20 protein-coding genes are annotated in these 20,827 nt (G+C 61.8%); 10 read left to right on the top strand and 10 right to left on the bottom strand.

Annotation, left to right across the window (positions count from 1 at the left end; genetic code table 11):
* Positions 1-117: 117 nt before the first annotated feature.
* Positions 118-852, top strand: a complete 735-nt coding sequence (locus ACKAMS_RS01135; protein WP_003941527.1) for a TetR/AcrR family transcriptional regulator — start codon at positions 118-120, stop codon at positions 850-852.
* 57 nt (positions 853-909) lie between these two features.
* Positions 910-1,764: a polyphosphate kinase 2 family protein gene (locus tag ACKAMS_RS01130; protein WP_019744420.1), complete on the top strand. Its 855-nt coding sequence runs from the start codon at positions 910-912 to the stop codon at positions 1,762-1,764.
* Between the two features lie 16 nt (positions 1,765-1,780).
* On the opposite strand, the gene ACKAMS_RS01125 is transcribed toward ACKAMS_RS01130, so the two are convergent.
* Positions 1,781-2,002: a hypothetical protein gene (locus tag ACKAMS_RS01125; RefSeq protein ID WP_020968904.1), complete on the bottom strand. Its 222-nt coding sequence runs from the start codon at positions 2,000-2,002 to the stop codon at positions 1,781-1,783.
* Between the two features lie 114 nt (positions 2,003-2,116).
* Here ACKAMS_RS01125 and ACKAMS_RS01120 point away from each other — a divergent pair, with 114 nt between their 5' ends.
* On the top strand, positions 2,117-2,686 hold the full coding sequence (locus ACKAMS_RS01120; protein ID WP_020906743.1) for a DUF2231 domain-containing protein: 570 nt from the start codon (positions 2,117-2,119) through the stop codon (positions 2,684-2,686).
* A gap of 22 nt (positions 2,687-2,708) precedes the next feature.
* On the opposite strand, the gene ACKAMS_RS01115 is transcribed toward ACKAMS_RS01120, so the two are convergent.
* Positions 2,709-3,122 (bottom strand): DUF6292 family protein, encoded by a 414-nt coding sequence (locus ACKAMS_RS01115; protein ID WP_047889780.1) that lies wholly within the window; start codon positions 3,120-3,122, stop codon positions 2,709-2,711.
* 120 nt (positions 3,123-3,242) lie between these two features.
* Here ACKAMS_RS01115 and ACKAMS_RS01110 point away from each other — a divergent pair, with 120 nt between their 5' ends.
* Positions 3,243-4,511 (top strand): glycosyltransferase, encoded by a 1,269-nt coding sequence (locus ACKAMS_RS01110; RefSeq protein ID WP_020906742.1) that lies wholly within the window; start codon positions 3,243-3,245, stop codon positions 4,509-4,511.
* An 88-nt stretch (positions 4,512-4,599) separates the two neighbouring features.
* Here the strand turns inward: ACKAMS_RS01110 and ACKAMS_RS01105 are convergent, their stop codons facing one another.
* Positions 4,600-5,043, bottom strand: coding sequence for an STAS domain-containing protein (locus ACKAMS_RS01105; RefSeq protein ID WP_269670425.1), 444 nt, complete (start codon positions 5,041-5,043; stop codon positions 4,600-4,602).
* Positions 5,044-5,434: 391 nt separating this feature from the next.
* On the opposite strand from ACKAMS_RS01105, the gene ACKAMS_RS01100 reads away from it, so the two are divergent.
* Positions 5,435-5,866 carry an anti-sigma factor gene (locus ACKAMS_RS01100; RefSeq protein WP_020968899.1) on the top strand — a complete coding sequence of 144 codons (432 nt, stop codon included), beginning with the start codon at positions 5,435-5,437 and terminating at the stop codon, positions 5,864-5,866.
* Positions 5,863-6,657, top strand: a complete 795-nt coding sequence (locus tag ACKAMS_RS01095) for an RNA polymerase sigma factor SigF (RefSeq protein ID WP_020906739.1) — start codon at positions 5,863-5,865, stop codon at positions 6,655-6,657. Before ACKAMS_RS01100 ends, ACKAMS_RS01095 begins: the two co-directional genes overlap by 4 nt.
* Positions 6,658-6,672: 15 nt before the next feature.
* On the opposite strand, the gene ACKAMS_RS01090 is transcribed toward ACKAMS_RS01095, so the two are convergent.
* The 4 genes from ACKAMS_RS01090 to aceA form a co-directional block, all read right to left on the bottom strand.
* Positions 6,673-7,713, bottom strand: coding sequence for an NAD(P)-dependent alcohol dehydrogenase (locus ACKAMS_RS01090; protein WP_019744429.1), 1,041 nt, complete (start codon positions 7,711-7,713; stop codon positions 6,673-6,675).
* Positions 7,714-7,785: 72 nt separating this feature from the next.
* Complete coding sequence (gene metE / locus ACKAMS_RS01085; RefSeq protein ID WP_019744430.1) at positions 7,786-10,092, bottom strand: 5-methyltetrahydropteroyltriglutamate--homocysteine S-methyltransferase; 2,307 nt, start codon at positions 10,090-10,092, stop codon at positions 7,786-7,788.
* A 91-nt stretch (positions 10,093-10,183) separates the two neighbouring features.
* On the bottom strand, positions 10,184-11,080 hold the full coding sequence (locus ACKAMS_RS01080; protein ID WP_003941541.1) for a 3-hydroxybutyryl-CoA dehydrogenase: 897 nt from the start codon (positions 11,078-11,080) through the stop codon (positions 10,184-10,186).
* 184 nt (positions 11,081-11,264) lie between these two features.
* Positions 11,265-12,554, bottom strand: coding sequence for an isocitrate lyase (aceA, locus tag ACKAMS_RS01075; RefSeq protein ID WP_003941533.1), 1,290 nt, complete (start codon positions 12,552-12,554; stop codon positions 11,265-11,267).
* A 504-nt stretch (positions 12,555-13,058) separates the two neighbouring features.
* Here aceA and ACKAMS_RS01070 point away from each other — a divergent pair.
* The 4 genes from ACKAMS_RS01070 to ramB all read left to right on the top strand — a co-directional run bounded on the left by ACKAMS_RS01070 (position 13,059) and on the right by ramB (position 16,937).
* Positions 13,059-13,682: a hypothetical protein gene (locus ACKAMS_RS01070; RefSeq protein WP_020906738.1), complete on the top strand. Its 624-nt coding sequence runs from the start codon at positions 13,059-13,061 to the stop codon at positions 13,680-13,682.
* Between the two features lie 79 nt (positions 13,683-13,761).
* Positions 13,762-14,049 carry an FmdB family zinc ribbon protein gene (locus ACKAMS_RS01065; RefSeq protein ID WP_030535525.1) on the top strand — a complete coding sequence of 96 codons (288 nt, stop codon included), beginning with the start codon at positions 13,762-13,764 and terminating at the stop codon, positions 14,047-14,049.
* A 94-nt stretch (positions 14,050-14,143) separates the two neighbouring features.
* Entirely contained in the window at positions 14,144-15,403 is a 1,260-nt protein-coding gene (fmdA, locus tag ACKAMS_RS01060; protein ID WP_019744435.1) for a formamidase, read from the top strand.
* 121 nt (positions 15,404-15,524) lie between these two features.
* Entirely contained in the window at positions 15,525-16,937 is a 1,413-nt protein-coding gene (gene ramB, locus ACKAMS_RS01055) for an acetate metabolism transcriptional regulator RamB (RefSeq protein WP_019744436.1), read from the top strand.
* A gap of 5 nt (positions 16,938-16,942) precedes the next feature.
* On the opposite strand, the gene ACKAMS_RS01050 is transcribed toward ramB, so the two are convergent.
* The 3 genes from ACKAMS_RS01050 to ACKAMS_RS01040 all read right to left on the bottom strand — a co-directional run bounded on the left by ACKAMS_RS01050 (position 16,943) and on the right by ACKAMS_RS01040 (position 20,825).
* Positions 16,943-17,965, bottom strand: coding sequence for an alpha/beta hydrolase (locus ACKAMS_RS01050; RefSeq protein ID WP_283569191.1), 1,023 nt, complete (start codon positions 17,963-17,965; stop codon positions 16,943-16,945).
* 131 nt (positions 17,966-18,096) lie between these two features.
* Entirely contained in the window at positions 18,097-19,116 is a 1,020-nt protein-coding gene (locus ACKAMS_RS01045; protein WP_021333900.1) for an alpha/beta hydrolase, read from the bottom strand.
* Between the two features lie 68 nt (positions 19,117-19,184).
* Complete coding sequence (locus ACKAMS_RS01040; protein WP_020906734.1) at positions 19,185-20,825, bottom strand: class I adenylate-forming enzyme family protein; 1,641 nt, start codon at positions 20,823-20,825, stop codon at positions 19,185-19,187.
* Positions 20,826-20,827: the final 2 nt, after the last annotated feature.

The following is a 20,827-nucleotide window of genomic DNA, read 5'->3' as shown; positions in this document are numbered from 1 at the left end:
TAGGACTTAATCCCCCGAACCGCGGATGTGAGTGCCCGAGATAAAGGCACGGACATTAAGCTGGACCAGAAAGTAGACCGATCGGACGTGGCTCGCACCACAGATATGAGATGACTCGTGGCCAAGAATGCCGTGCAGGACAACGAGCAGGTAGACGGCCCAGTCGTTGCTGATGCGAAGCCCGAGAAATCCGACGGTCGCAAGCGTCGGTGGCGCGAACACAAGATCGCTCGCCGCGAGGAACTCGTCGACGGCACCATCGCTGCTATCCGGGCCCGCGGCCGTGAGATCGGCATGGACGAGATCGCGTCCGAGATCGGTGTGTCCAAGACCGTGCTCTACCGGTACTTCGCCGACAAGAGCGACCTCACCACCGCCACGATGATGCGGTACGTCGAGACCATCCTGTCGCCGCGTATCTACGAAGCGATCAGCGGTGATCTCGACGATTTCGAACTCACCCAGGCCAGCATCACCGCGTACGTCGAGACGGTGGCATCCGACCCCGACATCTACCTCTACGTCATGGCCAACGGCGCCGGCGCCAACCGCGACGTCGTTGCCGATTCCGAGCGCATGATCGCCGAATTGCTCTCCACGGTGTTGGGCAATCGTCTTCGCGAGATGGAGATGGATTCCGGCGGTTCCCTGCCGTGGGCGTTCGGGATCGTCGGCGGAATTCAGCTCGCGACGCACTGGTGGATCTCCAACAAGTCGATGTCCGCAGAATCGCTGATCGACTACCTCACCATGATGACGTGGGGCGGCATCACCGGCATTGCTGCGGTCAACGGATCACCGGCCAAGTTCAAGTCGGTTCCGCATCCCCTCGTCAAGCCTGCCGAGGACTGACTCGCCCGAGACCGAACTTTCGAGCCACAGGGGTCGATCCTGTGGCACTCTTTCGGCATGGCACAAGACTCGCTGTGGGAAACACCGGCCGCCAAGACACTGCGGGCGGAGCCCGGGTTCGAACTCGATCAACTCGATCGCAACAGCACTCCGGGATTCACCGGAAACAAAGCTGACGGCGAACGTCTACTCGAGGAGCGCGGCGCGGTCCTGTCCGACCTGCAGGAGTTGCTCTACGCCAACGGCAGGTCCGGGGACAGCCGTTCCATCCTGCTGGTCCTGCAAGGAATGGACACCGCAGGCAAGGGTGGCATGGTCCGACACGTGATCGGTCACGTGGATCCTTCGGGAGTTCAGCACGCGGCCTTCGGCGTCCCGACCGAAGAGGAAAAGCAACATCACTACCTCTGGCGGATCAAGAAGGAACTCCCCCGCGGCGGCTATCTCGGTGTGTTCGATCGCTCCCACTACGAGGATGTCCTGGTCGTGCGTGTCCACGATCTTGTCCCTGAGGATGTCTGGAGCGCGCGCTACGACGAGATCAACCAGTTCGAGAAGGAACTCGTCGACGCCGGAACCACCATCGTGAAGGTGGCGATGTTCGTCTCGCTCGACGAGCAGAAGAAGCGGCTCGAAGAGCGGCTCGACCGCCCGGACAAGTACTGGAAGTACAACCCGGGTGATGTGACCGAACGCGGTTTGTGGCCTGCATATCAACAGGCGTATCAGGCAATGCTCGACAAGACGTCGACCGAGCACGCGCCGTGGTACGTCGTGCCGTGTGATCGGAAGTGGTACAGCCGAATTGCGGTCACGGAGCTACTGATCGACGCTCTGGAAAAGCTCGATCTCGACTGGCCGCCTGCCAACTTCGACATCGAGGCGGAGAAAGCGCGACTGGCACAGTCCTGATCAGAAGCAGTCCTGATCAGAACAGGTGTGGGGATTCGCGGTGCACTTTGTGGTCGTGATGAACGGTGCTGGTGTACAGGGCAACCGCCAGTCCGATGGACGCGACGCCGGCGAGCCCGGCAATCAACGCCCAACCACCGTGCCCTGAACCGGCGGCCACGAGAAAGCTGCCGAGACAGACAACTGTGGCCAGCACCAGGAAATACGACGCCCACGCTGCAAAGAGATTGAGCTTCATCGTTCGCTCCTCCGGTCGGATCTCTTTCGTTTCGACCGTACGCCGGAGCATGACGGTCGACAAGACACTCCTGTCGTGAGGTTTCCCGACGTCTACGCCGGGTAGCCGAATTGCATGGACATCGGAACTCTTTACCGCGGAATCGAATCGGCGCGCGGACTGGACGGTCCGTCCACTGGCATCAGACGCCGAATCCTCCAGATCACCGAGCGATCCGACAGATCGCGTACTGTCGCCGCACTTCTGCGCGGCGCCCTCGTCGGGCATCCCATCCATCCCGCCCTCGTGACCATTCCCGCGGGCGCGTGGACGGCTTCGCTGATCTTCGACGTGTCAGGCGATCCGCAGACTGCACGACGGTTGATCGGGCTCGGACTGGTCTCGACGCCGCCGGCTTTGCTGACAGGCTGGCTGGACTGGTCCGAACGTGGCGACGTCGCACGCCGTGTGGGGCTGGTACACGCCGCATCGAATGCTGTGGGGATCTGGTCTTTTGCCGCGTCGTACAGGCTACGCGGCAAGGATTCACTCGCGCTGGCGCGAGTTCTGTCGGTGCTGGGGCTCACCGCGGTCGGTGTCGGTGGCGCGCTCGGCGGTCACATCGTTTTCAAACTCATGGACGATCCTGCCGTCGAGGCTGCAGCGACTCCGGTTCTCGATCCCATCCTGGACGTGGTCAACTGAGCTGATCGGACCTCAATACTATTCAGGCGTAAGCACTTCCGGAGTAGCTCCGTAGTTCTCGCGCGGTCTCGTCCGAATCCGCCAGTGGCCTGTTCATGACCCAGTGCGGGCTGCGCGTGCCCAGTGTCGCGGCAAAGTCGGCGACGGCGTCCGGGGTCGGCACTGCGTGTGCGCCCAGATATCCGAGAACGATGAGGTCCTCCCCTGAACGAGTCTCCACGGCCAGGGCCCAACCGCACGTCTCCTCCCACAGCAACGCCACCTCACGCCCAGGGAAACGCGGCACAGTTCGATCCAACGCGATGTAGGCCTCCAGAGGATGCTCGCGCCTGCAACACCATTGCTCTATGCCGGCCCCCACGCCGACCGCCACCCGTTGTACGTACCGCTCGAACCCGAGTCCGACGGTTGCGTCGACCAGCATTTGTTCTGTCATCGAACCTCACTCCTCGCCATCGTGTTTGGAATGTGCCCAGCGCTGACCGCGCCGAAACCCGGTTCAGATCACGGACTCCGGGTATCCCCAGACGAACCGATCAAGTGGAGAGGGGACCCGATGAAGTACTCGCCCGCTATGGCTCCCGGACGAATGCTGAAGATCTCCATGGTGTCGGTGAACGCCGATCCACTCGCACCGGTGGGCTGCTCGGCAGCCGGTGCACAGAACCTGCACGTCGACGAACTGTCCGCGGCCCTGGTTCGCGCCGGACACGATGTCACCGTCTTCACCAGGCGGGCACACGTCGGTGGACCGGACCGCGTTCGCGCCCGCGCCGGGTACTCCGTCGACTATCTCGAAGCCGGACCGACACACGCTCTCCCGGACGCCGAAATACTCCCCCACCTGGGCACCTTTGCCAGCATTCTGCGCGCTCAGTGGAGTACCGACCGACCCGATGTGGTGCACTCGCACTTCTGGATGTCTGGTGTGGCAACGGAACTCGCGACCCGCTCACTCGGCATCCCCGTACTTCAGACATTCCATTCCCTGGGATCTGCGGCGCACCGACACCTCGGAGCAGCCGACGACAGTCCATCGGAGCGGACTCACCTGGAACCATTGATCGCCAGGGGCGCAACCCATGTGATCGCGACAAGTTCGGACGAGATCTTCGATCTGGTTCGGCAGGGGTCACCACGATCACGGACCACGATGGTGCCCTCGGGCGTCGATACCGAAGCGTTCACCCCGGAGGGACCCGCCGCGAAGAAGACCGCGCCGCATCGATTGATCTGCGTCGGAAGGCTGGTGGAGCAGAAGGGCTTCGATGTTGCCGTCGCCGCGCTGGCTTCGCTGCCGGACACGGAGTTGGTGGTGATCGGCGGGCCACCCGTCGCGCAACTGAGCACCGACGAGGTTGCGATCCGCTTGGTCAAGCTCGCCGAGCGGCTCGGCGTCGCAGATCGAGTCCAATTGTTGGGACGGGTTCCGCACCGCCAACTACCGAAACTGATGCGGTCGGCCGACGCCCTCGTATGCACCCCCAGATACGAACCTTTCGGAATCGCGGCGCTGGAAGCGATGGCGTGCGGAGTTCCTGTAGTCGCGACTCCTGTTGGCGGACTGCGGGATACGGTGATCGACGGACTCACGGGGCGTCGGGTGCCGGTGAACAGCCCCGTGGAAACCGCGCGCGCGGTCCGGCATCTTCTCGACGACGAAGACGAGGGCGCGGCGTTTGCACGGCAGAGTCGGGCCCGAGCGTGCGAATCGTATTCATGGGATCACGTCGCCACCGAGGTGGTCCGAACCTACGGCCGCTGCGTCACAGCACCGCCGAGAGCCCGCCAACACAAGGGCACTCACCGAAGTGAAGTGCACTGACGCTGACGGGCTCTACGAAGCTGATTTCTCGAAACTGTAGGTGACTCGAAACTGTAGGTGACTCGAAACTATCGGCGAAAGGGCGATATCAAGCCGGGAAACGTCGGGTCTCTTCGAGTCCGATTGCATGATCCAGCGACTCGTAGCAGGCAAACATCGACTCCTGACCAGCTGCTTTGAGTAGCCTCTGAACCGGGCGGGCGCAGACGAGCGCGAGTGTGCCGCCCACGTCGCGTGATCGCGTCGACAGGACCGACAGCACGGACAAGCCGCACGTCCCCATGAATTCGAGTTCGGAGAGATCGACAACCAGCGTCCGGTCCGCGGCAACGTGGTACGTCAAGAAGTCACGAAAAGCATTGGCGCTCATCAGGTCGATCTCGCCACGAACGTGGATCACAGCGGTATGTGCACTGATGCGGTGCGCGTGAAACGATGAAGTCGCTGTCCCGGTCGCGGGAGGTCCGTAATCTACCGATCCCTTCGCCGCGTTCGTAAAGCCTGAAATAGATGATCCTGGAACAACAGTCATGGTTCTCCCATCCCGCAACGGTTTACACTCTGCAAAAGAGAAGGGACCTCCGAAGGAGCCGCACGATGAACGGGTCTCCAGAATTACGGATAAATCCCTCATCGGCTGTGTGCTCAACCTCGGTTTGAAACAGTACGCCAGCATGACCGGCGTCACAAGTGCGTTGCGACCATTCGTTTCGGTGTTCCGAACAAAAATGTGGTTTGGTCTGCGGTTCCGCGAGGTAATCCGATGTTGCGATCGCCAACGGTCGTGAGCAGAATCGTGTCGTTTACCCCGGCACCACCATCGACCAAATTTCGTGTTCGGGGGTCACTGTGAAGGTCGAGATGGGTATCGTTCTCGGCACCAGACTTCACCGCGACCCCTGGTACGACGATCCGGAGAACTTATGGCACACCTCAGCGCACTCGAGCCCGATCAGGATCAGACTCAGCCAGTTGTGGAGTTGAGGATTCAAGCGACTCTCGATCAGCTGTCGATTTTGCGTGCACTGGCCGCCACTGTTGCCATTCAGGAAAACTTCGACCTCGACGCCATCGCCGACATCAAATTGGCCATGGACGAAATCTGTACGCATCTGATTGTTCGTGCTGCGCCTGATTCGGTTCTGGTGTGTCGGTTCGTGTTCACTCCCCCGCAACTGCACGTATCCGTATCGACGACAACCACGGAGTACGAGGACAGCACTCAGCGATCGTTCGGGTGGCACATCCTCACCGAACTCACCGATTCGATTTCGCTCGACCAGGAAGAGAACCTGGGCGGCGTCGGCTACATCACGACCATGAAGTTCACCAAGGCCCTCAGCGGGCGCCTGTGACCGCTTCCGCAGACGGCCCGTCACGCCCGCGCCGGCGGTCCACCGACGAATATCGGGACGTCATACCCGTTTTCGAGGAAATGCGGACCCTCGAGCCCCACAGTCCGGAGTACGAACGAGTGCGCACCGCACTGATCACCAGGTGCCTACCGTTGGCCGAACACATCGCCAGACGATTCGACGGACGCGGCGAGGCACACGACGATCTGGTTCAGGTGGCGCGCCTCGGTCTGGTCAACGCCGTCGACCGTTTCGATTCCACGCGCGGATCCGATTTCGTCTCGTTCGCGGTTCCCACCGTGATGGGCGAAGTTCGACGACACTTCCGCGACACCGGTTGGGCATTGCGGGTTCCACGCCGGATGAAGGAGTTGCACTTCCAACTCGGGCAAGCCATCAGCGAGCTGTCACAACAACTCGGGCACGCGCCGACCGTCGACGAGTTGGCCGAGACGTTGGGGATCGAACGTGAAGAAGTTGCCCAGGCGTTGATCGCCGGCAACGCGTACCAGACCGTCTCGGTCGACGGTGCCGCGTCCAATCACACCGACGATCTTCCGCTCGTGGAAACACTCGGTGACTACGACGCCGCACTCGAGAACGTCGAGAATCACGAGGCACTACGTCCACTTCTCGACAAGCTGCCCGAACGAGAGCGGACGGTGTTGATGCTCAGATTCTTCGGAAACCTGACGCAGACACAGATCGCCGAGAAAGTCGGTGTGTCCCAGATGCACGTGTCGAGATTGCTCGCGAAGACATTGAGTAATCTTCGCGAGCAACTCGACTGAACGTGACTGAGGTGGTCAGATTGTTGCGGTGTCGATCACGAATCGGTATCGGACGTCGCTCTTGATCACGCGCTCGTAAGCGTCGTTGATGTCGCTCGCCGGGATCAGTTCGATTTCTGCGCCGATGCCGTGCTCGGCGCAGAAGTCGAGCATCTCCTGTGTCTGCGGGATACCGCCGACCATGGAGCCGGCGAGGCTACGACGGTTTGCGGCGAGCGAGAATGCTCGAACTTCGATCGGCTTCTCGGGCAGGCCGAGTTCGACGAGAGTGCCGTTGATGGCGAGCAAGGACATGTAGGCGTCGATGTCGAGGTTGACCGAGACCGTGTTGAGGATCAGGTCGAACTCGCCACGAAGAGCCTTGAACGTCTCACGGTCGTTGGTCGCGTAGTAGTGATCGGCACCGAGACGAAGGCCGTCTTCCTTCTTGCCGAGCGTCTGGCTCAGGACGGTGACTTCCGCGCCGAGCGCCTTGGCGATCTTCACACCGACGTGACCGAGGCCGCCGAACCCGATGATGGCGACCTTCTTGCCGGGGCCGGCATTCCAGTGCCGCAGCGGTGAGTACAAGGTGATGCCGGCGCACAGCAGCGGCGCGGCAACGTCGAGTTCGATGCCCTCGGGGATCGAGAGAACAAAATGCTCGGTGACGACGATGTGCGTCGAGTAGCCACCCTGAGTGCGCTCGCCGTCGCGTCCGGTGGCGTTGTACGTACCGGTCACACCCTTGCGGCAGTACTGCTCTTCGCCGGCCAGGCAGGCGTCGCACTCTCCGCAGGAGTCGACGAAGCAGCCGACGCCCACGCGGTCGCCGACTTTGTGCTTGGTGACGTCCGAACCCACGGCGGCGACGACACCGGCGATTTCGTGTCCGGGGACGATCGGGTACTTGGCTCCGCCCCACTCGTTGCGAGCGGTGTGGATGTCGGAGTGGCAGATGCCGGCAAATTTGATGTCGATGAGAATGTCCAGTGGACCGAGCTCGCGGCGTTCGACGGTGGTCTTCTCGAGCGGACCGTCAGCGGACGTCGCGGCGTAAGCAGCAGCAGTAACCATGCACACATGCCTACCCGTGCATGGAGGGACCTGCAAATCGCAGGCCCCTCCATGACGTGTTCTTGACGTGACTTACCCGGCGTCGCGCTCCGCTTGTTCGGCGCGACGACGCAGGCGCCTCGCGGCCGCAACCATGTTGCGCAGCGAAGGCTCGAGCTGCCATGGATGGCGGGTCTTGAGGCCACCGTCCGGGTTGGCCCACAAACGATCGAGAGAGATCGATTCGCTTGCCTCGGTGAGCAATTCGTCGAGCTCGTCGATGTCGGGAATCCGAGCCGAACGAGATTCGTACACACCGGGGCCGACGCCGTGCGTGAGCGCGCCTTCCTTGAGTGCTTCGAGAACCCACGTGATGGAGCGGGTCGCGACGATAGCCGTCACATCGGCGTCCAACCGTTCGATGGCGTCGACCACCGACGACCGAGCGGAGTACGTCAGATGTGTGTGGATCTGTGTTTCCGGCTTCGCTCCACCTGTTGCCAGACGGAACGCGTCGACGGCCCACTCCAGGTAGGCCTCCCGGCCGTCCTCACGCAGTGGCAGCAGTTCACGAATTGCCGGCTCGTCCACCTGGATGATGGCGATTCCGGCAGCTTCGAGATCCGCGATTTCGTCTCGAATGACAAGTGCCAGTTGCTCTGCCGTTTCGTAGAGCGGCTGATCCTGACGAACGAACGAACGGGCGATCATGGTGACCGGACCCGTCAGCATGCCCTTGACCGGCTTGTCGGTCAGCGACTGCGCGTACGCAATCCACTCGACCGTCATCGGCTTCGGACGTGCAATGTCGCCGTAGAGAATCGGCGGACGCGTGCAACGAGATCCGTAGGCCTGAACCCAACCGTTGTGCGTGAAGGCATAGCCCTCGAGCAGTTCGGCGAAGTACTGGACCATGTCGTTGCGCTCGTGCTCGCCGTGCACGAAGACATCGAGACCGATGTCCTCTTGCAGACGGATTGTGCGCTCGATCTCTTCCTGGATGCGCTTGTAGTAGTCGTCCCACTCCAAACGCCCCTGGCCGAGTTCGTAACGAGCCTGGCGAATCGCGTCGGTCTGCGGGAACGAACCCAATGTCTGGGCCGGAACCAAGGGCAGGTTCAACCGTTCCTGCTGGGCTTTACGACGCTCCTCGTACGGTGCACGCACACGATCTTCGGGCTTGATCGCGTTGACCCGAGCACGGACAGCGTGCTTGAGCTTGAAGTGCACCTTCGTCGGACGCTTACGCCACTTGTCCGAAGGACCTTCGGTGAGTGCCTTCGCCAGGGAGACGACCTCGCCGACCTTCTGCTTCGCAAAAGCCAGACGGTCTGCGACGTCTCCCGGAATGTCGTACTCGGAGAGCACGTCGTACGGCACGTGCAGCAGCGACGACGACGTGGAGACGACGAGGTCGGGCACAACGTCCTTGAGTTCGTTCAGGTACGTCAAGGTGTTGAACCGGTCGACGCGCCAGACGTTGCGACCGTCGACGACGCCCGCGTAGATGCGCTTGCGCTTGATGTTCGGCACTGCGGCCAGTTCCTCGGCCGTGATCTTGCCGTGCACCAAGTCCAGACCGAAGGCTTCGATCTTGGTGGGCGCCAAGATGTTGAGGGCTTCGCCGAACTTGCCGTACGGACCCGTCACCAACAGGCGTGGGCGGAGCGGAGCCGTCGACAGCTTCTCGTACGCACGTCCAAGAGCGGCTAGCTCCTCGGGGGTGCGGTCCTCGGTCACCGAAGGCTCGTCCAACTGAACACAGGTGGCACCGGCCTTGGCGAGCTGCTCGAAGAGCTTCTCGTACTCGGGCAGGAGCGCGTCCAACAAGTCGAGCGGGGTGAAGTTGGGATCGGACTTCTCGGTGGCAGGTCCGACCTTCGAGAGCAGAAGCAGCGAGACGGGCCCCATGATGACGGGGCGCAATTCTATGCCGCGCGCCTTAGCGCGTTCGAACTCGTCGAGAAGTGCCTCCGAGTTGAGCGAGAACACCGTGTTCGCGTCGATCTCGGGCTGACGGTAGTAATAGTTCGTGCCGAAGAAGCGCACCAGCTCGAGAGGCGGGAAGTCCGGGCGACCGCGGGCCATCGTGAAGTAGAAATCGAGCGGATCGAGGGCGCCCTCGAGCGGCTTGAACCGCTCCGGCACTGCGCCGAAGAGCAGCGCATTGTCGAGCACGTGATCGTAGAAGGAGAAGGTGTTGCCCGGAACCTGGCTCAGTCCCGTCGCAGCCAATTCGCTCCAGGTCGATTCCTGGAGTTCCTTGGCGACCGCGAGAAGTGCGTCCTTGTCCGAAGTGCCGTGCCAGTAGGACTCGAGGGCGCGCTTGAGCTCACGGCGCGGCCCGATGCGCGGATACCCCAGGACGCTGGAGCCGAATGCTGCAGTGCTGCTGGACATGCGGTCGACCTTTCTAACCGAGGGGCGCGAGCGCCCTGTGCGCCTTTGTGGTAGCCGGAACTACCAGAAAGGCGCACAGGGGCTTTGGGCCTTAGCTTGCCTGCTTGGTGGAGCGACCGTTGTCGGCGTATTCGTAGAAGCCCGCGCCGGACTTCTTGCCGGTCAATCCGGCTTCGACCATACGCAGGAGCAGCGGCGGAGCGGAGTACAGCGGCTCCTTGAACTCTTCGTACATGGAGTCGGCGATGGACTTGACGGTGTCGAGTCCGACCAGGTCCGTCAGAGCCAGCGGACCCATGGGGTGCGCGAGGCCGAGAACCGTTGCCTTGTCGATGTCTTCCTTGGTCGCGAAGCCAGACTCGACCATGCGGATCGCCGAGAGCAGGTACGGCACCAGGAGTGCGTTGACGACGAAGCCGGAGCGGTCGGCACTGCGGACGACCTGCTTGCCGAGGATGTCGCTGGCAAAAGCCTCGGCGCGCTGCGAGACGGAGGCACTGGTCTTGAGCGTCGTCACCAATTCGACGAGCGGCAGGACCGGAACCGGGTTGAAGAAGTGCATACCGATGACTCGCTCGGGACGCTTGGTCGAGATGCCGAGCTTCATGATCGGGATCGACGACGTGTTGGATGCGAGAACCGCATCCGGGTCCGTCACGACCGCGTCGAGCTCGGCGAAGATTTCGCTCTTGATCTTCTCGTCTTCGACGACGGCCTCCACGACGAGCTGGCGGTCCGCGAAATCTCCCAGATCGGAGGTGAAACGCAGACGCCATGCGGCCTGCTCACGCTCACGTTCTGTGATCTTTCCGCTGCTCACGCCGCGGTCGAGCGAACGCAGGATGCGTGAACGCCCGGCTGCTGCAAGCTCGCGAGTCTGCTCGAAGACCAGAACATCGACATGTGCGCGGGCGCACACCTCGGCGATTCCGGCACCCATGATTCCGGCGCCGATAACGCCGACGCGCTGAATTTTTTCGCTGGTCACGTCAGCTCCTTGTTTGTCTCGTGGAGTTTGTCTGGTGAAGGTGTTGTAAAAGAAGCACTTCGAACTGCGTCGACGCTGGTGGCCGACGCAATCGGAACTGCCTTGAAGACGAGAGAAAGTAGTGCGGTGATACAAGCAGGGGAGAGACCCGAAGCCGAGCCTCTCCCCCACCCGAAGTCAGTTCTTAGTGGAACTGGCCCTCTTCGGTGGAACCCTTGAGAGCTGCCGTCGAGGTGTTGGGGTCAACGGTGGTGGCGATGGTGTCGAAGTAGCCGGCGCCAACCTCACGCTGGTGCTTGATGGCGGTGAAGCCACGCTCTTCGGCAGCCTTGAACTCGCGCTCCTGCAGGTCGACGAATGCCGTCATGCCTTCGCGGGCGTAGCCGTAGGCCAGGTCGAACATGCCGTAGTTGAGCGAGTGGAAGCCGGCCAGCGTGATGAACTGGAACTTGAAGCCCATCGCGCCGAGCTCCTTCTGGAACTTCGCGATGGTCGCGTCGTCCAGGTGCGCCTTCCAGTTGAAGGAAGGGGAGCAGTTGTAGGCCAGGAGCTGGTCCGGGAATTCGCTGCGAACGGACTCGGCGAACTTCTTTGCAACCTCGAGATCCGGCACGCCGGTCTCCATCCAGATGAGGTCTGCGTACGGTGCGTAAGCCTTGGCGCGAGCGATGCAGGGCTCGATGCCGTTCTTGACGCCGTAGAAGCCTTCAGCCGTGCGGGTTCCGTCGAGGAACGGGCGGTCACGCTCGTCCACGTCGGAGGTGATGAGGGTTGCAGCCTCAGCGTCGGTGCGGGCGATGATGACGGACGGAACGTCCGCAACGTCGGAAGCCAGACGAGCCGAGGTCAGGGTGCGGATGTGCTGCTGCGTGGGGATGAGCACCTTGCCACCGAGGTGGCCGCACTTCTTCTCCGAAGCGAGCTGATCCTCCCAGTGGACACCGGCAGCGCCGGCGCCGATCATGGCCTTCTGCAGCTCGTAAGCGTTGAGAGCGCCACCGAAGCCGGCTTCGGCGTCGGCAACGATCGGAGCGAGCCAGTTGCTGACGGAGGTGTCACCCTCGGTCTTGGCGATCTCGTCGGCGCGCAGAAGTGCGTTGTTGATGCGACGAACGACGGTCGGAACCGAGTTGGCCGGGTAGAGGCTCTGGTCCGGGTACGTGTGGCCCGAGAGGTTAGCGTCGCCGGCAACCTGCCAACCGGAGAGGTAGATGGCCTTCAGGCCGGCGCGAACCTGCTGCACAGCCATGTTGCCGGTAAGTGCACCGAGGGAGTTGATGTAGTCCTCGTTGTTCACGAGATCCCACAGGATCTCGGATCCGCGACGAGCGAGGGTCTGCTCCTCGACGACGGTGCCCTGGAGCTTGACGACCTGATCGGCCGTGTAGTTACGAGTAACGCCCTTCCAGCGAGGGTTGGTGTCCCAATCCTGCTGGAGCTCAGCTGCGGTCTTCGGGGTGCCGGTGGTCGACATCAAGACTCCATCTCTTTGATCTGCTGGTCCGGCCTGTTGTGAGCAGTACGTGCGTACTACTTCACATACTTGCCAGGCCCTTCTTGTGTACTTACCGAGAATGGCACATCGAAAAAGTGCCGTCTACCTGTTGCTAATGCCAATCTTCGCTACCTTTTCAACACACTTTGCTAAGTCTGTGAAGATTCCTACACGGCTGGTACTACCCAATCGGACAGGTTCCGTACTGGCGAGTAGCAAAGAAACCGCAGGCTGTGAACGAAATGCACTCAACTCCGCCACTTGCAAATTCCGGCAGTTCGCGCGGCACTCGGAACAGGCCCATCCGCTACTTCGGAGCCAACTTCACGACTCGCAAGTGACCGCAATCACTTCGTGGCAACAGGCTTCGCTCGGGCAATTCCAGGGATCCACCCGTCGGAAAGCCACAGACAACCCATTCGCCGGCCATATGCTGTCGAACCATGACTTGTCGTTCGACGCCCCCGACCGGGCGATAAAGCGGTGCCGGACAACTATCAGCGGCCACCGAACAACCAGGCATGGTCGCAATCCGGTCCACAGCCGCCGCAGTTGGGCTACCGGGCCGCGCCGCAGTCGTATCCCCCGCCCCAGGGATTCCCGCCTGCACCGCCACGTGGAAATCCGCCGCCGCGTCGGCCCGGCTGGGTGATTCCGGTATCCGTAATCGGAGTCATCACTGTGTTGGCTCTCTTCGGCGGGCTTGCCTGGGTCCTCTGGCCGAAGGACGTCCCCAACTCGGCCGCCGGTGGCGCGGCCCAGACCACCATCACCGCCGCGAACACACCCGGCACCACGACAACCGCTCCCAGCACGACATCCCCGACGACCACACGCGCCGCGAACTTCCCGGCCGGTGCGTCCGCCTGCCCCGGCGGGCAGCCGGCCGGAAGTTACAAGGAGTCCGCGACAAGTGGGGGCAAAACTTCGTGCGAGTTTGCCGAGGCAGTTCGGATCGCCTACGGAAACTCCGGTGCCACCGGTGCCTCCAGCACCGTGTCCGCACGTAGTCCGGTGACCGGCAAGGAGTACACGATGGCATGCAAGGTGACCTCCGGCATCGTCACCTGTACCGGCGGCGACAACGCGGTTGTGTACTTGCGCTGACGGGCGCAATTGCGGCATCGGCAACCCGGTGCGTGTCGTTCCAGTGTCGCACTTACGGATCCTCCGATAGCGTGACCGCATGCCTCTGTACGAGTTTCGCTGTACCGGCTGCGGCCCGCTCGAGCGGTCGTTCGCGATGGCCGAAGTGCCCCAGTCGATCAGCTGTCCCCAGTGCAGTCTCGAATCGAAGCGTGTTGTCTCGTCTCCCCGTTTGACTCACAGCTCGTCAACCGCGATGGGTCTACTGGACAGCACTGCCCGATCAGCTCACGAGCCTGCCGTGGTCAGTGGGTCACTTCCGGGCCGTGGCAGACAATCTGCCCCGACGACGTCCAATCCGTTGCACCGCAAGCTACCTCGCCCCTGACCGTCCTCACCGCGCGTCTTCGCCGTGAGTCCCGATCCGACACGAAAGTCCTGCCGCCACGAGTTTTCCGTTTCTTCGAGAATGAGGAGTGCATATGCCTGAACTGCTGTTTCCACTCGATTCCGCCAAGAAATTCACCGACCAGGCGATCGTCGGCCACAATCGGTGGCACCCGGACATCCCGGCGGCGGTGACTGTGAAACCCGGTGATGCGTTTCGCGTCCATTGCCGCGAATGGTTCGACGGCGCAATACACAACGACGACTCAGCCGACGACATTCTCAATGCACCACTGACCACGGTCCACACGCTGTCCGGCCCCTTTTCCGTCGAAGGCGCGAAGCCCGGCGACCTCTTGATCGTCGACATCTTGGATATCGGGCCTATCCCCCAAGAAGATTCGGGTCCGTTGGCCGGCCAAGGCTGGGGGTACACGGGCATCTTCCCTCGGAACAACGGCGGCGGCTTCCTCACCGAACAGTTCCCCGACGCGTACAAGGCCGTCTGGGATTTCTCCGGCCAAACGGCGACGTCGCGTCACATTCCGCACGTCTCGTTCACGGGCATCGTCCACCCGGGACTCATGGGCACGGCTCCGTCGGCAGCCTTGCTCGCCAAGTGGAATGCCCGCGAGGGCGCCCTCATTGCCACCGATCCCAATCGGGTTCCCCCGCTTGCACTTCCGCCCGAGCCCCGCGATGCAGTACTGGGAACCTTGACCGGTGACGAGTACACCCGCGTGGCCGGCGAGGCGGCGCGCACCGCTCCCCCGCGTGAGAACGGCGGAAACCAGGACATCAAGAACCTCACCAAGGGCAGCCGAATCTTCTATCCGGTGTTCGTGGACGGTGCGAATCTGTCGGTCGGCGATCTTCACTTCTCCCAGGGCGACGGTGAGATCACTTTCTGCGGTGCCATCGAGATGGGCGGCTTCATCGATCTTCGTGTGGACATCATCAAGGGCGGAATGGATACCTACGGCGTTTCCGAGAACGCCATCTTCATGCCGGGCAACACGGATCCGCAGTATTCCGAGTGGCTTGCGTTCTCGGGCACTTCCGTCACGTTGGACGGCGAACAGAAGTACCTGGATTCACATCTGTCCTACCAGCGTGCGTGCCTGCATGCGATCGAGTACCTGACCAAGTTCGGGTACGCGCCGGAGCAGGCGTACCTGCTGCTGGGTGCGGCACCGATCGAGGGCCGCCTGTCTGGCGTCGTGGATATCCCCAACTCGTGTTCGACGGTGTATCTCCCGACTGCGATCTTCGACTTCCCCCTCGCACCCTCGTCGAGCGGACCGTTCCAGATCGATCCCGGAATCGGCGCTCCGCGTTCGGAGAACAGGGTCTAGGCCTCCGGCCCCGTGAGTGGTTGAGGAGTGTGAGGACTCCTCAACCACTCACAGGGGGTGCCGGTGCGAATTCTGCAAACCCACCTTTGCGAAGCCGGACTGTCACTCGTATCCTGGGAAAATGTCGAAAACCTTTGTCGGTGTCCGGCTCCGCCAACTGCGGACCGAGCGCGGGTTGAGTCAGGCTTCGCTGGCCAAGACGCTGGAGATCTCGGCAAGCTATCTCAATCAGATCGAGCACGACGTCCGGCCACTCACCGTGCCGGTCCTCCTGCGAATCAGTGAAGTCTTCGGTGTCGACACCACCTTCTTCTCCCCACAGGACGACACGCGCCTGATCGCGGAAATGCGTGAAGTTGCCCTCGATCAGGAGATGGGCATCGACGCCGACGCCCACGAAATCGCGGAGATGGTCTCCACGCACCCGGGCCTGGCAAAGGCGATGGTCAACATGCATCGCCGCTTCCGCAACACGACGGCGCAGCTCGCCGCAGCGACGGAAGACCGCTTCTCGGACGGCAGCGGCAGCGGTTCGATCACCATGCCGCACGAGGAAGTGCGCGACTACTTCTATCAGCGGCAGAACTACATTCACGATCTCGACACCGCGGCCGAAGAACTGACTGCCCGGATGCGCTTTCATCGCGGCGACGTCGCCGGCGAGATCGCCAGACGCCTCGAAACCGTCCACGGCGTGCAGATCGTTCGACGAGTCGACCTGGGCGAGAACATACTTCATCGTTACGACCCGGATACCAGGGTCCTGGAAATCTCCGCACGGCTCTCCGGCGGGCAACAGGTCTTCAAGTTCGCGACAGAACTCGCGTACCTCGAGCACGGCGATCTGCTCGACTCGTTGGTGGCCGAAGGCAACTTCACCAGCGAAGCGTCGGTCTCTTTGGCGCGACTTGGATTGGCCAACTACTTCGCGGCGGCCACCGTGCTCCCCTACAGCCAGTTCCACGACGTCGCCGAGGACTTCCGGTACGACATCGAGCGCATGTCCGCCTTCTATTCCGCGAGCTACGAGACGATCTGCCACCGCCTCTCGACTCTGCAGCGCCCCAAACTTCGCGGGGTTCCGTTCATGTTCGTCCGTGTCGACCGTGCCGGAAACATGTCGAAGCGTCAGTCCGCCACCGGATTCCACTTCTCCACCAGCGGCGGTACGTGCCCGCTGTGGAACGTCTACGAGACGTTCTCGTATCCGGGCAAGATCATGCCCCAGATCGCACAGATGCCCGACGGCCGCCGATACCTCTGGGTTGCTCGCACGGTCGAACGTCGAGCGGCTCGATACGGACAGCCCGCAAAGATCTTCGCCATCGGATTGGGATGCGAGATTCGACACGCCCACCGACTCGTCTACAGCGACGGTCTGGATCTGGACGAGTCGAATCCGGGAACGCCGATCGGCTCGGGCTGCCGCGTCTGCGAACGCCTCAACTGTCCGCAGCGTGCCTTCCCGCCCTTGGGTAAAGACCTCGACATCAGCGAGCACCGGAGTTCGATTTCGCCTTACGTGATTCGCTGACCGCGCTAACGCACGTAGTTGCGTAGGAACGCGACTGTGCGATCGAATGCGATCATCCCGTCCACGGTATCGAGGTCGAACTGATATTCGTGGTCCAGCGCAGGCTCGTGATCGTCGGGGTAGAACAGTGCGTCTACTTCGACGCCCAGATCGGCGAGCCGTTCTGCCATGGGTTTCGACTGGCTGGCGGTCAGTGGGTCGACATTTCCGCCGGTGATGAACGTCGCTGGAAAGTCCGAGGTCACATGGCCCAGTGTCGACATCTGACCCACTGCAGTCGACCCGTCGAAGTCCCTCGTTCCGAGATACCCCCACAGCGACTGCTTGTCGACGCCCCAACCGAAGTACTTCCCCTGCGACAGCAGGGGTTTCAGATCGAAGACCCCACAGTCGAGGACAACTCCGCGTATCTGCTCGGGACGTAATGCCGGTTCCACACCCATTTCCGACGCGTAGTCAGGGCTGGTCATGACCGTCGCCAACTGACTGGACAACTGCGCGCCTGCCGAATCTCCCGCAAGAAAGAGATTGTTCGAATCGACATGCAACCTGTCCGCATTGCTCACGATAAATCGATACGCGTCGTTCAGTTGATTCACTGCGGTGGGGTAATACGCATCTGGTCCCAGTGAGTAGTCCACCGAAATCACAGTGAAGCCTTGATTTGCCAACAGTTTGTAGTAACCGTCGGCATCAGTTCTCGATCCTGATATCCAGCCACCGCCGTGCACCCAGACCACCGTGGGTAGCGCCGAAGTGGACTCCGACGGGTAGTACGCGTCCAGTTGTGCATCGTCGTCACCGTCGCGGTACGACTGATCGAGAATCGAGACGATTCCTGACGGTGCATGCCTGTCGAGTTGTGCGTGAGTCGCTTCGGAGCCACCCGCTGACATCCACCGTACGAGGAGAACTCCTGGCCACGGACTGACGATTGCCGCGGTTACCCCGGACAGCAGAATGACGACGAATACCGCCGCGATTCCGACAATGCGCCTTCGCCGTCTGTCGGGGGAAGACGCGCGCACAACAACTCCTGGGGTCGGATCGGATTCACCCAGGCTAGACCAAAAGGACTAGTCGAGAATTCCCCGGCAACACACCCGCGGCGCTTTGTCTGAAATGACCATTTCTTCAGCGTCTCAGCATCATCCGACAACTAGCGGGTGTGTGCGTCGAGAAACTGAACCGTGCGATCGAGGGCAGTGAGACCGTCGGCATTGTCCAGATCGAACTGATACTCGTGACCGAGCGCCGGAACGTGATCGGCCGGATAGAACAGTGTGTCGACCGCAACTCCCAACCCCGTCAATTTGTCAGCCAACGGTTTCGACTGAGAATCTGTCAAAGGATCCGCGTTGCCGCCGCTGATGTAGGCAGGCGGAAATTGAGCGCTGACGTAGTTCAAGGTCGACATCTGATCCGCTGCGTCGGTACTCATGAAGTCACGCACGCCGGTATACGCCCAGAGGGACCGATCAACCCCCCAACCGATGATGCCGGGTCCGCCGACCATGTTCCCGACGTCGTAGATTCCACAGTTCAGGATTACTCCACGTAACTGATCCGGCCGCAGCGACGGGACCACGCCCACACGGTTCGCATACGCGGGATCAGTGATGAGAGTGGCGAGCTGACTCGAGAGTTGCGCTCCCGCAGAATCACCGGCGAGAACGACCGTCGTCGGATCAACATGCAGCCGTTCCGCATTCGCGACGACGTACGCGTGAGCGTCGTTGAGCTGCCGCACCGCTGTCGGATAGTGATGCTCAGGTCCGAGTGAGTAGTCCAGGGACACAACGGTGTAGCCACGAGAGGCCAGCAACTCGTAGTACGGCGCGTAGTTGGACTTGCTTCCCGAGATCCAGGCACCGCCATGAGTCCAGATCACCGTAGGCAATGCGGTCGTCGTCGCTGCGGGAAAGTAGACATCCAGGTATGCGTCGTCGTCATCGGCGCGGTACTGCTGGTCCTTGATCGAGTCGACGCCTTCGGGCGCATGCTTCTCGAGCGCCTCGGTGACTTTCACGGCATCACGATCGAAGACCCATCGCACGGTGAGTGCGCCAGGTCTCGGGCTCAGAACGAAGGCCAGAACCACGGCTCCGACCAGAACGAACACAATTGCCAGAGCCCACAGCAAGCGCCTGCGCCACCGATGCGGTGAAGGGTTCGTCATCGGGTTTCCTTCACTCTCGGCAAGATGTCCGGATCAGCGTAACGCGACGCCGGTACTGTCAGGCGCGATCAGCCGAGTTCAGCGATCCGCCGCTGCGCGAGTGCCTTGACTTCGCCCTTGGCTACTTTGCCGCCTGCCGCCATCGGCAATTCGGCGACCGTCATCACGTACTCGGGTATGTACTCGCGGGTCACTCCTCGGCTCTGCAGCCAGGCGGTCAGGTCCACCGAACTCAGATCGTCATCGGCGGACACGACGACCGCACAGACCTTCTCACCGAACAGCGGATCGTCGACTCCGACCACGGCGACCAGTTCCACCGAAGGATGCGCGCGCACGTACTCCTCGACCTCGACCGCGGAAATGTTCTTGCCGCCTCGAATGATGATGTCGGCTTTGCGCCCGACCACACGCACCCGCCCGGTCTCGTCGATCTCGACGATGTCGCCGAGAAGCATCCAACCGTCGTCGGTGTACAACTCGTCGTTTGCATCGACGTCGCCCCAATAACCCTGGCACATCAGCGGGCCGTTGACCGCAGGCTGACCGCGACGGACGGAGCCGGTCACTTCCTTTGCCGCATCGTCGAATACACGAACTTGCATGCGATCGATGACGTGGCCGCACGTCTTCAGTCGGGTATCGGAACCGTCCGAAACCGTCGTCACCGAGACGGCGCCGGTTTCGTTTGATCCGTAGAACTGCAGGACAGCCGCTCCGGTACGTTGTTCGAAGGCCAGTGCCTCCGAATACGGCACGGCTTCACCACCGGTGAACATGAAACGAAGTGACGAGAGATCGGCCGATTCCGCGGCCTCCGAACGCAACAGCATCTTGAATTGTGTACTCACACAATTCAAAGCAGTCACCCGTTCGCGCTCGATCAACTCGATCATCACCGAAACGTCGAAGCGTTCCATGACGACATTGCGAGCACCGAGTAGCGCCGGCAGGAAATGCGAAGTCCAGAGGCCGAATCCGAAAGGTGCCGGAACCGCGCCGAGGAACACCTCATCCGGACCGATCGCCGCCGCCTCGGCGGCAATCTCGGAGAAACCAACCCAACGATCCTCGGTTTGTGTGACCAGTTTGGGTAGGCCCGTTGTGCCGGACGTCGAGTTCAGCATCGAAACGGCTGACGTGACAAAACACGGACTGGTTGCGGGGAACTGCTTTAGCTCGACCGGCAACGAGGTGAGTTCGCCGTTTGCACTCACGCGTTCGAAACTCACGTCGGCGCGTTCGTCGGCGAAGACGACGTCCAGTCCGGGATGCTCTGCCCGCAGACTCGCCACGAGTTCGGCGGTATCGACGCCGCGCAGCGTGCGAGTGGTGACGAGTACGGAGGCTTCCGAGCGGGCGATCAGATGAGAGATCTCGCGAATGCCCGAGCGCGAACCGATTCCGACCGCGACGCGGCCGGTACGAAATGCTGCGCAGAGAGCCGCATGGAATACAGCGGTGTCGGGGAGCAACACGGCTACATGTCCGTATCCCTCACCAGCTAGATCCAGCGCCGACGCGATCGCATCGGCAGCCGCGTCGTACTGTTTCCACGACACCCTCGATTCCGGAGTGACAAAGGCGGTTTCGTCCGGGATGGTCTCAGACCAATGCCTGACCATTTCGCTGATGCTGACGCCGGCGAACCGGTCCGGATTCGTGGCGAATTCACCGACGGTGAAGTCGAGTGTCTTCGTTTCAAGCATGA

Origin of the sequence: Rhodococcus sp. 5A-K4 (assembly GCF_046097995.1) — a bacterium.
GTDB lineage: Bacteria > Actinomycetota > Actinomycetes > Mycobacteriales > Mycobacteriaceae > Rhodococcus_F > Rhodococcus_F erythropolis.
This window is presented reverse-complemented; position numbering and strand designations above follow the sequence as displayed.

What these genes read in the sequence shown, in the direction of transcription:
- ACKAMS_RS01130 (WP_019744420.1), top strand. Translation starts at nt 910, where the DNA reads ATGGCACAAGACTCGCTGTGGGAAACACCGGCCGCCAAGACACTGCGG.
- ACKAMS_RS01125 (WP_020968904.1), bottom strand. Translation starts at nt 2,002, where the DNA reads ATGAAGCTCAATCTCTTTGCAGCGTGGGCGTCGTATTTCCTGGTGCTG.
- ACKAMS_RS01120 (WP_020906743.1), top strand. Translation starts at nt 2,117, where the DNA reads ATGGACATCGGAACTCTTTACCGCGGAATCGAATCGGCGCGCGGACTG.
- ACKAMS_RS01115 (WP_047889780.1), bottom strand. Translation starts at nt 3,122, where the DNA reads ATGACAGAACAAATGCTGGTCGACGCAACCGTCGGACTCGGGTTCGAG.
- ACKAMS_RS01110 (WP_020906742.1), top strand. Translation starts at nt 3,243, where the DNA reads ATGAAGTACTCGCCCGCTATGGCTCCCGGACGAATGCTGAAGATCTCC.
- ACKAMS_RS01105 (WP_269670425.1), bottom strand. Translation starts at nt 5,043, where the DNA reads ATGACTGTTGTTCCAGGATCATCTATTTCAGGCTTTACGAACGCGGCG.
- ACKAMS_RS01100 (WP_020968899.1), top strand. Translation starts at nt 5,435, where the DNA reads ATGGCACACCTCAGCGCACTCGAGCCCGATCAGGATCAGACTCAGCCA.
- ACKAMS_RS01090 (WP_019744429.1), bottom strand. Translation starts at nt 7,713, where the DNA reads ATGGTTACTGCTGCTGCTTACGCCGCGACGTCCGCTGACGGTCCGCTC.
- metE (WP_019744430.1), bottom strand. Translation starts at nt 10,092, where the DNA reads ATGTCCAGCAGCACTGCAGCATTCGGCTCCAGCGTCCTGGGGTATCCG.
- aceA (WP_003941533.1), bottom strand. Translation starts at nt 12,554, where the DNA reads ATGTCGACCACCGGCACCCCGAAGACCGCAGCTGAGCTCCAGCAGGAT.
- ACKAMS_RS01065 (WP_030535525.1), top strand. Translation starts at nt 13,762, where the DNA reads ATGCCTCTGTACGAGTTTCGCTGTACCGGCTGCGGCCCGCTCGAGCGG.
- fmdA (WP_019744435.1), top strand. Translation starts at nt 14,144, where the DNA reads ATGCCTGAACTGCTGTTTCCACTCGATTCCGCCAAGAAATTCACCGAC.
- ramB (WP_019744436.1), top strand. Translation starts at nt 15,525, where the DNA reads ATGTCGAAAACCTTTGTCGGTGTCCGGCTCCGCCAACTGCGGACCGAG.
- ACKAMS_RS01045 (WP_021333900.1), bottom strand. Translation starts at nt 19,116, where the DNA reads ATGACGAACCCTTCACCGCATCGGTGGCGCAGGCGCTTGCTGTGGGCT.
- ACKAMS_RS01040 (WP_020906734.1), bottom strand. Translation starts at nt 20,825, where the DNA reads ATGCTTGAAACGAAGACACTCGACTTCACCGTCGGTGAATTCGCCACG.